This is a genomic window from Hymenobacter sp. (assembly GCF_031398885.1).
GTDB lineage: Bacteria > Bacteroidota > Bacteroidia > Cytophagales > Hymenobacteraceae > Hymenobacter.
Window position 1 is genome coordinate 1 of sequence record NZ_JANNOD010000109.1, and the last position, 9273, is coordinate 9273.

Here is a 9273-nt window from a genome sequence, read left to right on the forward strand (position 1 = left end):
CCCGCGGTGGGGGGGCCCAATAAAGAGACACCACGCACGCGCCCGCCACCCCCACCCCGGGGGTGCGGGGGCCGGGGGGTGAGGTGAGCCGTGAGACGCCCACCCTACGCTGCCTGCTGGCTTTGCTCGCCGAGTTGGGCGGTGTGGCGGGCGCGGGCGTCGTCGTGCAGTTGGCGCACCAACGGCATGAGCTCGCTGATGCGGCAGCAGCACGAGAGACGGGTGACCTTCTCCGACTTGGCGGAAGGCAGGGGCTGCGATTGGCGGTGGATGATTTTCATGACGGAGTAGAAAATATCGTGCTGCGCGCCGCCCAGGCTGCTTTTCAGCCTTGGCGGTTGGCCATTCAAAAAAGAAGCTTGGTCGGGCATGGCTGCACTACGCTAGGGAAGCTTGGGCAAACAAATCGAGCTGCTGCGTGACCAGGGCTGAACGCACCGAGCTGCCGCCGAACAAAATCTGGCGGCGTACCTGCTGCTCGGTTAGCTCGCCGATGACGGGCTGGTGCTCGCCCTGGCAGGTGAGAAAGAACTTGGCGCGCTTGAGCACTACGCCCAGCTGGCGCAGAGTCTCCATGTTGAGGGTAGCAAAGCGGCGGGCGGCCACAATGCGCTTGGCCGAGCGGGCGCCCACGCCGGGAATGCGCAGTATCATCTCGTACTCGGCCGTGTTCACATCCACCGGAAAGACGTGGCGGTTGCGCAGGGCCCAGGCCAGCTTGGGGTCAATTTCGAGGTCGAGGTGCGGGTGGGCGGGGTCCAGAATTTCGTCGGCGTGGAAGCCGTAGAAACGCATCAGCCAGTCGGTCTGGTAGAGGCGGTGCTCGCGGATGACGGGCGGCTGGGTCACCTGCGGCAGGCGGGCGTCGTCTGTCACCGGGATGTAGCCGGAGTAGTACACCCGCTTCAGCCCGTAGCCCTGGTACAGGCTGTCGGAGAGCTTGATAATCTGTAAGTCCGTCTCGCCGCTGGCCCCCACGATGAGCTGGGTGCTCTGGCCAGCGGTGGCGAAGGCGGGCACTTTCTTAAACAGCGCCTTCTCCTCCTTATTCTGAATAATGCCGTCCCGAATCTGGCCCATCGGGGTCAGGATTTCGGCGTAGTTCTTTTCCGGCGCCAGCGTTTGCAGGGCCAGCTCCGAGGGCAACTCGATGTTCACGCTGAGGCGGTCGGCGTACAGGCCGGCCTCGGCAATGAGCTCTTCCGAGGCGCCGGGAATAGTTTTGACGTGGATGTAGCCGTTGAACTTGTGCTCGGTGCGCAGCTTTTTCACGATGCGCACCAGCCGCTCCATGGTGTAGTCGGGGCTGCTGAAAATACCGGAGCTCAGGAACAGCCCTTCAATGTAGTTGCGCCGGTAGAAGTTGATGGTCAGGTCCACCACTTCGTCCACGGTGAAGGCGGCGCGCTTCACGTCGTTCGAGCGGCGCGAGACGCAGTAGGCGCAGTCGAAAATGCAGTGGTTGGTGAGCAGAATCTTGAGCAGGCTCACGCAGCGGCCGTCCTCGGTGTAGCTGTGGCAGATGCCCATGCCCTCGGCGTTGCCCAGGCCTTTGTTCTCGTTTTTGCGCTTGCCCCCGCTGCTGCTGCACGACACGTCATACTTCGCCGCATCGGCTAATATGCTTAGTTTCTCTTGAATGCGCTCGTTCATGCGGCAGGGCTGGCTTTCGGGCTTAAAAGTAATGAACAGCGGTCAAATAGCCGCTATTTATTAAGCTAATTTTTTTGGAAATGGTTTCTTTTTCAAGGAAAACAAATACCCGGCTCCTGTCCGGGTTTCGGGTGTAGCACGGCGGGGCGCGGGAAGGCCCCGGCTCCTTTTCGTATTTTGCAGCGTTGCGCCCCATTATGAACCTGCGAGGTTGTTTACTGCTCCTGTTTGTGTTGCTTGGCCCGTGGGCCCGGCCGGCTTGCGGGCAGGGGTTCGACCCGCGCTCGGCCGTGCCGCCCGACTCGCTGAAAGCCAGCGATGAAATCCTCCCGCACCGCGCCGACTCCCTGCGCCAGCGCTTCGACGAGGAGCGGGTGCTGACCCGCCTGAAGGCGTACTCGCGCCGCAAAACCATTGCCGGCAAGGCCGCCGCGGCCCTGCTCAACTTCACGCAGCGCCAGGAAGAAAACACCGGCCTCGACGCCGTGCTGCTCGACCGGCAGTTCGACGGCCACAACTTCAAAATCGTGCGGCGCGTGAACATTCGCACGCTCGACGCCTTCGGCTACAGCCTCGCCGATTCAACCCGGGTGCCGCGCACCTTCTGGGAGAAGTCGGGCAACGCGCTGCACCTCAAAACGGCGCGCTCGCGGGTGCGGCAGGTGCTGCTGTTCCGGCCGGGCCAGCCCCTGGAGCCCCAGGACCTGGCCGAGTCGGAGCGCCTGCTGCGCCAAAGCCCCGAAATCCTGGACGCCCGCGTGCTGGTGAACGAAATGACCACCACCCGCGACAGCGTCGACATCGAGGTGCTGACCACCGACGTGTTCAGCATCACGGCCGGCTTCGAGCTGGGCTCGGCCACCGCGGGCCAAATCTCGCTCGGCGACGACAACTTCCTGGGCCTGGGCCACCAGCTCGAAAATTCGTACCGCTACGGGCGGGGCCTGGCCCCCAACGGCCCCGACGTGCCGCAGCAGTGGGCGTACCAGGGCCGCTACACGGCCCCCTTCCGGCACTTTGTGTACGCCCAGGCCCGCTACCGCAACGAGTACAACTACCGCTCGGGCGGGGTGTCGGTGCGGCGCGACTTCTACTCGCCCAGCGCCCACTACGCCGGCGCCATCAGCCTGGACAACTTCAGCCAGAACGTGGCCCTGGCCGTGCCCGCCGAGGGGCAGCCATTCGTGTACTACCCCCTGCGCTACTCCGTGCAGGACGCCTGGATGGGCCGGGCCCTGCGCCTGCGCTCCTACGACCTGAGCTACGAAAACCCCGGCCGCATCATCGTGGCCGCGCGGGTCCTGAACACGGCCTACAGCGCCGTTCCCAAGCCGGACGCGGGCGTTGTGACGCCCGGCTACCGCAGCGGCACCTTGCTGCTGGGCACGGTGGGCTACTCGGTGCGCCGCTACTACAAGGACCGGTACCTGTTCGGCTTTGGCCGGACCGAGGACGTGCCCACCGGCACGCTGCTCAGCTTCACGGCGGGCTACGAGCTCAACAGCGCGGTGCCGCGCCGCTACCTGGCCGCGCGCCTGGCGGCGGCCGGCTTCAGCACCCGCAGCGGCTACCTCTACGCCGCCGTGGACCTGGGCTCCTACCAGCTGATGAACCGGAGTCGCGGCTGGGAGCAGGGCCTGCTTTCCACCGAGCTCACCTCCTTCACCAAGCTCTACCATTTCGGCAACTGGCAGTACCGGCACTTTTTAAGCAGCCGGGGCACCATCGGGTTCAACCGCCGGCCGGGCGAGCTGCTGCAGGGCATCACCAACGAGCGGGGCTTGCGGGGCTTTTCGCCGGGGCAGCCCATCCTGGCCACCAGCCGCTTCGTGCTCAACTACGAAACCACCCTCTTCACGCCGCTCTCGCTGCTGGGCTTCCGGCTGGCGGGCGTGGCCTTTGCCGACGCGGCCTGGGTGAGCGAGCAGCCCCGCGGCGGCACGCCGTTCGAAAACGCGCCCTACACGGGTTTCGGCCTGGGGCTGCGCTTCCGCAACGAGTTCACGGCCCTGCGCACCTTTCAATTGCTGATTGGGTACTACCCGCGCGGCCTGACGGCGGCCAACGGCGTGCGCTTGTTCGAAACTTCCCGCGGCGCGGTCACCTTCACCGATTTTGGGCTGGGCTCGCCCGTCACCGGGCTGTACCAGTAAGCCGGTTGCGGCGCGGTTGACTTGCGGCGCAGCCCACCGGGCCGCAAAATAAAAACCCCGGCGCCTATGCAGGGCGTCGGGGCTGTAGCAGCATCACGTTCATCACCACGTACCTAACTCACTTTTATACACCACCCGTATTCACCATAGCATCAAAAACCCCGCGAGCAACGAGTAGGCCAGCGCGGACCTGGCTTCATCTGAGCGCTTTACCGCTCCGTGTTGAAAGAAATGGGCACGGTGCAGGCCACCCGCACGGGCTGGCCGTTTGCCCGGGCGGGCTCCCAGGCGGGCATCAGCCACACCAGGCGCAGGGCCTCGTCGTTGAGGCCGCTGCCGGGGCCGCTGGCCACGTGCGCGTCCTGCACTTTGCCCTGCGCGCTCAGCGTGAAATTGACGAACACCCGGCCGGAGACGCAGCGTTGCAAGGCCTGCTGCGGGTACCGGATGGACTTGCTCAGGTAGGCGGCAAACACTTTGTCACCCCCCACAAACTGGGGGCGCACCTCGGGGTTGACGTACACCGAATCGAATTGCGCAGCCGCCGCTGGCTCCGCGGAGCTGCCGGACACGGGCTCCGCGGTGAGCAGTTGCGCGCTCGGGCCCGATTGGGCGCGGCTCGAACCAATGGCGAGGAAGCCCAGCAGCCCGAGCAAAGAAGATAAGCGTGGCGAGTAGAACACGGTGGAGGTAAAGAACAGCGGCGGCAACGACGAACGAGTACCGGCCCCAAGCATGAACGAAATTAGCTTGCTGGCGGATTTCTGTAATTGTCTTTTAGACAGAATAGCATTACGGCCCAGCAGACGACCTCAATAGCACGACAAAAGGATACCCGTCAAGCCGCACAGCGAGAAGTGCGAATGGAAATACTGTTGCAGGTATTTTTTGCTTCTGCAAAGATAGAGCGGGTTGGCATTTTTTGCCTGCGAGGCGAACAGGCTTCACGAAGAAATTAATTTGATAATTTGAAGACGCAGTAGATTGCGCTGTTGCATTTGGAAGAGCTGTGATACCTTTGTTATCGTCAATCGACGATAAACGTTTTATCTGTATCCTCGCCCATGGCCGCTCACAAGCACGAACAGTTCTCCCCCGCCGAACAACAACTGGCGGTTATTGCCAAGGCGCTGGGGCACCCGGCGCGGGTGGCCATCCTGCAGCTGCTGGCCCGGCGCCAGTCCTGCGTGTGCGGCGAGCTGGTGCTGGAGCTGCCCCTCTCGCAGAGCACCGTGTCGCAGCACCTCAAGGAGCTGAAGGCGGCGGGCTTGGTGCAGGGCGAAGTGGACGGGCCCCGCGTGTGCTACTGCGTAGACCCCGCCGGCTGGGCCCGGGCGCGCCAGTTGCTGAACGACTTATTGGCCGAGCTGCCCGCGCCCGCCGCGGCCTGCTGCTAATCCTCCCCGCCACCCCCGCATCATTCATTAGTTCACCCCTCGCTCAAGCCAGCAAGCCCATGAAAATATCCGAGATGAAGCAGACCCTGACGGTATTAGAGGCCGTTAATTTTCGGCTGCCGAACGGCGACTACCTGCCGGCTCACTTCCACGTGACGGAAGTGGGCCTGGTGACCAAGCATTTCGTCGACTGCGGCGGGGTGGAGCGCCGGGAAACCGTGGCCAACTTCCAGTTGTGGGAAGCCGGCGACTACGACCACCGGCTGGCCCCGCAAAAATTCCTGCACATCCTGCACCTGGCGGAGCGGATGCTGGGCCGCGAGGATCTGGACATTGAGGTGGAATACCAGCAAGAGACGATTGGCAAGTTCGGCCTGGCGCTCGACGGCCCCGATTTCGTGCTGACGCCGAAGCAGACGGCTTGCCTGGCGCAAGACGCATGCGGCATTCCAAGCCACCGGTTTGCGCTGCCCCAACTAAAGACGGCCTGCTGCGCCCCGGGCGGCGGGAGCTGCTAAGCGGTGGGCGGCGCCACGTGCCGGCTGCCCCGCGTAGCGGCGCGCTGCGGGAGCCACCCGCACGGAACCCGGGCCGGCGGAGCTCCGCACTCGCTTCGCCCGGAAGCCCGCCCGTTCGCTGGCCTCCCCATCCATTCTTTTCCAGTTCATCCCAAAATGCTGACACTGCAACCCATGACGGCCGCGCACTGGCCCCAGGTGCGGGCCATTTACGAGCAGGGCATTGCCACCGGCCACGCCACGTTCCAGACCGTAGCGCCCACTTGGGAGGAATGGGACCGGGCGCACCTGGCCCACAGCCGCCTGGTGGCGGTGGACACCGGCTACGCGGCCAGCGGGCAGGTGCTGGGCTGGGCGGCCCTCTCGCCCGTGTCGGGCCGCTGCGTGTACGGCGGGGTGGCCGAGGTGAGCGTGTACGTGGCCGGGACCGCCCGCGGGCGCGGCGTGGGCCGGCAGCTGCTGGCGGCGCTGGTCACGGAGTCCGAAACCCACGGCCTGTGGACACTGCAAGCCGGCATCTTCCCCGAAAACACGACCAGCATCAGCATCCACGCTGGGGCGGGGTTCCGCACGGTGGGCTACCGCGAGCGCATCGGCCAGCTGCACGGCAACTGGCGCAACACGCTGCTGCTGGAGCGCCGCAGCGCCGTGGTGGGCATCGAGCCCGGGGCGGCTTCCTCGCTTCTTTCGCCGGAAAACTCAACTCATGCAGCCACTTAACCTTTCCCCCTCCCCGACCGCGCCGGCCCCCGCCGCGCTGGCCCGGAAGAAGCTCTCGGGCCTGGACCGGGGCCTGACGCTGTGGATATTCCTGGCCATGGCGCTGGGGGTGGGCCTGGGCCATTTCGTGCCCGGCATCAACGACGCCGTCAACTACTTTTCGGTGGGTACCGTGAACGTGCCGCTGGCCCTGGGGCTGGTGCTGATGATGTACCCGCCGCTGGCCAAGGTGAAGTACGAGCAGCTGCCGACGGTGTTCCGAAACACGCGCATCATCGGGCTGTCGCTGTTTCTGAACTGGGTGCTGGGGCCGCTGCTCATGTTCTTCCTGGCCATCTGGCTGCTGCCCGACAAACCGGAGTACCTGATGGGCCTGATTCTGATTGGCATTGCCCGCTGCATTGCCATGGTGCTGGTGTGGAACGACTTGGCCGACGGCAGCCGCGAGTACGCGGCCGGGTTGGTGGCGCTCAACTCCATCTTCCAGGTGCTATTTTACTCGGTGCTGGCCTGGCTGTTCATCACCGTGCTGCCGCCTTATTTCGGCCTGCAAGGGTACGCGGTAAACATCGGCATCGGGGCCATTGCCCAGAGCGTGCTGGTGTACCTGGGCCTGCCGTTCGCGGCCGGGTTCCTCTCGCGCCAAGGGCTGCGTCGGCTCAGAGGCGACGAGTGGTACGAACGGGTTTTTATCCCGGCCATCAGCCCCATTACGCTGGTGGCCCTGCTCTGTACCATCGTGGTCATGTTCAGTTTGAAAGGCGAAACCATCGTGCGCATTCCGCTCGACGTGCTGCGCATCGCGCTGCCGCTGGCCCTGTATTTCGGCATCATGTTCGTGCTCAGCTTCGCGGCCGGCAAGTGGTTGGGCGCCGATTACGCCGAAAACGCCTCCATTGCCTTCACCGCCACCGGCAACAATTTCGAGCTGGCCATTGCCGTGGCCATCGGCGTGTTCGGACTCAACTCGGACCAGGCCTTTGCGGGCGTCATCGGCCCGCTGATTGAAGTGCCCGCCCTGATTGCGCTGGTCAACGTGGCGTTCTGGTTTCGGCGCCGGTGGTACGGGGGCCAGCGCACGGCTTCGCCAGTCTGACGCCAGGACTCCGGCCGTTGCCGGCAGTTTCTCGTGCCTAAATCCTTCGAGGCAATAATTTCAAGGCAATGAAATAATGACCAACATCCTTTTCGTATGCGTGGAAAACGCCAACCGCAGCCAGATGGCGCAGGCGTTTGCCACCCGGCACGGCGGCGCGCAAGTAGCGGCTTTCAGTGCCGGCTCGCGGCCCTCGGGCATCATCAATCCCAAGGCCGTGGCCACCATGGCCGAGCTGGGCTACGACCTGAGCACCCACGCCAGCAAGAGCCTGGACGAGGTGCGCGACCGAGCCTTCGACTACGTGGTGACCATGGGCTGCGGCGACGCCTGCCCGTTCATCGCCGCCCGCCACCGGCGCGACTGGCAGATACCCGACCCCAAGCACCTGGCCCCCGCCGAGTTTCGGCAGGTGCGCGACCTGGTGGAGCAGCAGGTGCTGGCGCTGCTGCGGGAAGCAGCCACGGAACAGGAGACCACCGCAGGGGCAGAACGCGCGGGCTGATTGCTTCAAAAAGCTCTTTGCGCTGAATTCGCCCCGTTGACCTGCTGAAGGCTGGCGCGCGTCTGCGACGCGCGCCAGCTGAGGTGCGAACAGCTCTGAATTATCCAGCGACTACTTGCTGCCGGGGCATAAAAAAACGCCCCACCAATTGGCGGGGCGTTTTCGTTATCACCTGGCGCTCGGTTAGAGCGGCGGCACGGGCGTGGGCAGGAATTCGAAGTCGAACTCTACCCGGCGGTTCTTCGACATGCCGGTGGGCGAAGTGTTAGGAGCTGCCGGCTCGGCCTCGCCCCGGCCTTCGGTAATGACGCGGCCGTCCTCGACGTTCTTGCCGGCGAAGTAGCGCTTCACGGCGGCGGCGCGCCGCTCCGAGAGGGCCTGGTTGTATTCGTCGGTGCCGCGGCTGTCGGCGTGGCCGATGATGCGCAGGCTGTAGTCCGGGTGGTCCTTCAGGGCCTGCACCATCTTGTTCAGGGCCGGGTACGAGCCGCGCTCGATGACCGTGCTGTTGGTTTTGAACCGCACGGGCACTTCCAGTCGCTTCGTGCCGGGGTCGATAACCAGCGGGCAGCCCGTCGAATCGACGCGGGTACCGGCCGGGGTGTCGGGGCACTTGTCGCGGTTGTCGAACACGCCGTCGGTGTCCTGGTCCAGCACCAGCGGGCAGCCGGTGGCATCGACGCGGGTACCGGCCGGGGTGTCGGGGCACTTGTCGTCGCCGTCGCGCACGCCGTCGTTGTCGCCGTCGGGGCAGCCCTGCAGCTCGGCCTTGCCGGGCGTGTCGGGGCACTTGTCGTCGCCGTCGCGCACGCCGTCGCTGTCGCGGTCGGGGCAGCCTTCGAGCGTCGTCAGGCCTTTCTCAGTGGGGCACTTGTCCTGGTAGTCGGGCACGCCATCGGCGTCGCCGTCGAGCGGGCAGCCGGTGGGGTCCACGGCCACGCCAGCGGGCGTGTTGGGGCACTTGTCCTTGCGGTCGGGCACGCCGTCGCCATCGGCGTCTTTGGGTTTGCCGAAGGCGAAGGTCAGGCCCACGGTGTGCTGCAGGTAGCGGTCGTCGGAGCTGTCCTCGTCGCGGACGGGGTCGCCGTCAATGTTCGCCCCGAACGGCAGGTGCTGGCCGGTCTGCACGAACAGGCCGACGCCGTCGGTGATGCGGAAGTTGATGCCGGCGGCCGCGAAGAGGTCAACGTTGGTGTCGTTGCCCTCGATGTTGGCGTCCTGGAACGTGCCT

General features: G+C 65.1%; 10 protein-coding genes. 6 read left to right on the forward strand and 4 right to left on the reverse strand.

Annotated elements, in window-relative coordinates:
- Positions 1-104: 104 nt before the first annotated feature.
- Entirely contained in the window at positions 105-371 is a 267-nt protein-coding gene (locus RMO51_RS19650) for a hypothetical protein (protein WP_310397671.1), read from the reverse strand.
- A 7-nt stretch (positions 372-378) separates the two neighbouring features.
- A complete protein-coding gene (locus RMO51_RS19655; protein ID WP_310397673.1) occupies positions 379-1653 on the reverse strand; it encodes a putative DNA modification/repair radical SAM protein in 1275 nt (424 codons plus the stop codon).
- A gap of 230 nt (positions 1654-1883) precedes the next feature.
- On the opposite strand from RMO51_RS19655, the gene RMO51_RS19660 reads away from it, so the two are divergent.
- Complete coding sequence (locus RMO51_RS19660) at positions 1884-3806, forward strand: hypothetical protein (RefSeq protein WP_310397674.1); 1923 nt, start codon at positions 1884-1886, stop codon at positions 3804-3806.
- A 209-nt stretch (positions 3807-4015) separates the two neighbouring features.
- Here RMO51_RS19660 and RMO51_RS19665 read toward each other — a convergent pair whose 3' ends face one another.
- Positions 4016-4543, reverse strand: a complete 528-nt coding sequence (locus tag RMO51_RS19665) for an energy transducer TonB (RefSeq protein ID WP_310397676.1) — start codon at positions 4541-4543, stop codon at positions 4016-4018.
- A 327-nt stretch (positions 4544-4870) separates the two neighbouring features.
- On the opposite strand from RMO51_RS19665, the gene RMO51_RS19670 reads away from it, so the two are divergent.
- The 5 genes from RMO51_RS19670 to RMO51_RS19690 all read left to right on the forward strand — a co-directional run bounded on the left by RMO51_RS19670 (position 4871) and on the right by RMO51_RS19690 (position 8042).
- Complete coding sequence (locus RMO51_RS19670; RefSeq protein WP_310397677.1) at positions 4871-5203, forward strand: metalloregulator ArsR/SmtB family transcription factor; 333 nt, start codon at positions 4871-4873, stop codon at positions 5201-5203.
- Between the two features lie 59 nt (positions 5204-5262).
- Positions 5263-5721, forward strand: coding sequence for a DUF6428 family protein (locus tag RMO51_RS19675; protein WP_310397678.1), 459 nt, complete (start codon positions 5263-5265; stop codon positions 5719-5721).
- A 156-nt stretch (positions 5722-5877) separates the two neighbouring features.
- Positions 5878-6441, forward strand: a complete 564-nt coding sequence (locus tag RMO51_RS19680) for an N-acetyltransferase family protein (RefSeq protein ID WP_310397680.1) — start codon at positions 5878-5880, stop codon at positions 6439-6441.
- Complete coding sequence (arsB, locus tag RMO51_RS19685; protein WP_310397682.1) at positions 6428-7537, forward strand: ACR3 family arsenite efflux transporter; 1110 nt, start codon at positions 6428-6430, stop codon at positions 7535-7537. Before RMO51_RS19680 ends, arsB begins: the two co-directional genes overlap by 14 nt.
- Positions 7538-7613: 76 nt before the next feature.
- Positions 7614-8042, forward strand: a complete 429-nt coding sequence (locus RMO51_RS19690; protein WP_310397683.1) for an arsenate reductase ArsC — start codon at positions 7614-7616, stop codon at positions 8040-8042.
- A gap of 183 nt (positions 8043-8225) precedes the next feature.
- Here the strand turns inward: RMO51_RS19690 and RMO51_RS19695 are convergent.
- On the reverse strand, positions 8226-9273 hold a 1048-nt coding region (locus tag RMO51_RS19695), incomplete at its 5' end, for an OmpA family protein (protein WP_310397684.1).

What these genes read in the sequence shown, in the direction of transcription:
- RMO51_RS19655 (WP_310397673.1), bottom strand. Translation starts at nt 1,653, where the DNA reads ATGAACGAGCGCATTCAAGAGAAACTAAGCATATTAGCCGATGCGGCG.
- arsB (WP_310397682.1), top strand. Translation starts at nt 6,428, where the DNA reads ATGCAGCCACTTAACCTTTCCCCCTCCCCGACCGCGCCGGCCCCCGCC.
- RMO51_RS19690 (WP_310397683.1), top strand. Translation starts at nt 7,614, where the DNA reads ATGACCAACATCCTTTTCGTATGCGTGGAAAACGCCAACCGCAGCCAG.
- RMO51_RS19650 (WP_310397671.1), bottom strand. Translation starts at nt 371, where the DNA reads ATGCCCGACCAAGCTTCTTTTTTGAATGGCCAACCGCCAAGGCTGAAA.
- RMO51_RS19675 (WP_310397678.1), top strand. Translation starts at nt 5,263, where the DNA reads ATGAAAATATCCGAGATGAAGCAGACCCTGACGGTATTAGAGGCCGTT.
- RMO51_RS19680 (WP_310397680.1), top strand. Translation starts at nt 5,878, where the DNA reads ATGCTGACACTGCAACCCATGACGGCCGCGCACTGGCCCCAGGTGCGG.
- RMO51_RS19665 (WP_310397676.1), bottom strand. Translation starts at nt 4,543, where the DNA reads ATGCTTGGGGCCGGTACTCGTTCGTCGTTGCCGCCGCTGTTCTTTACC.
- RMO51_RS19670 (WP_310397677.1), top strand. Translation starts at nt 4,871, where the DNA reads ATGGCCGCTCACAAGCACGAACAGTTCTCCCCCGCCGAACAACAACTG.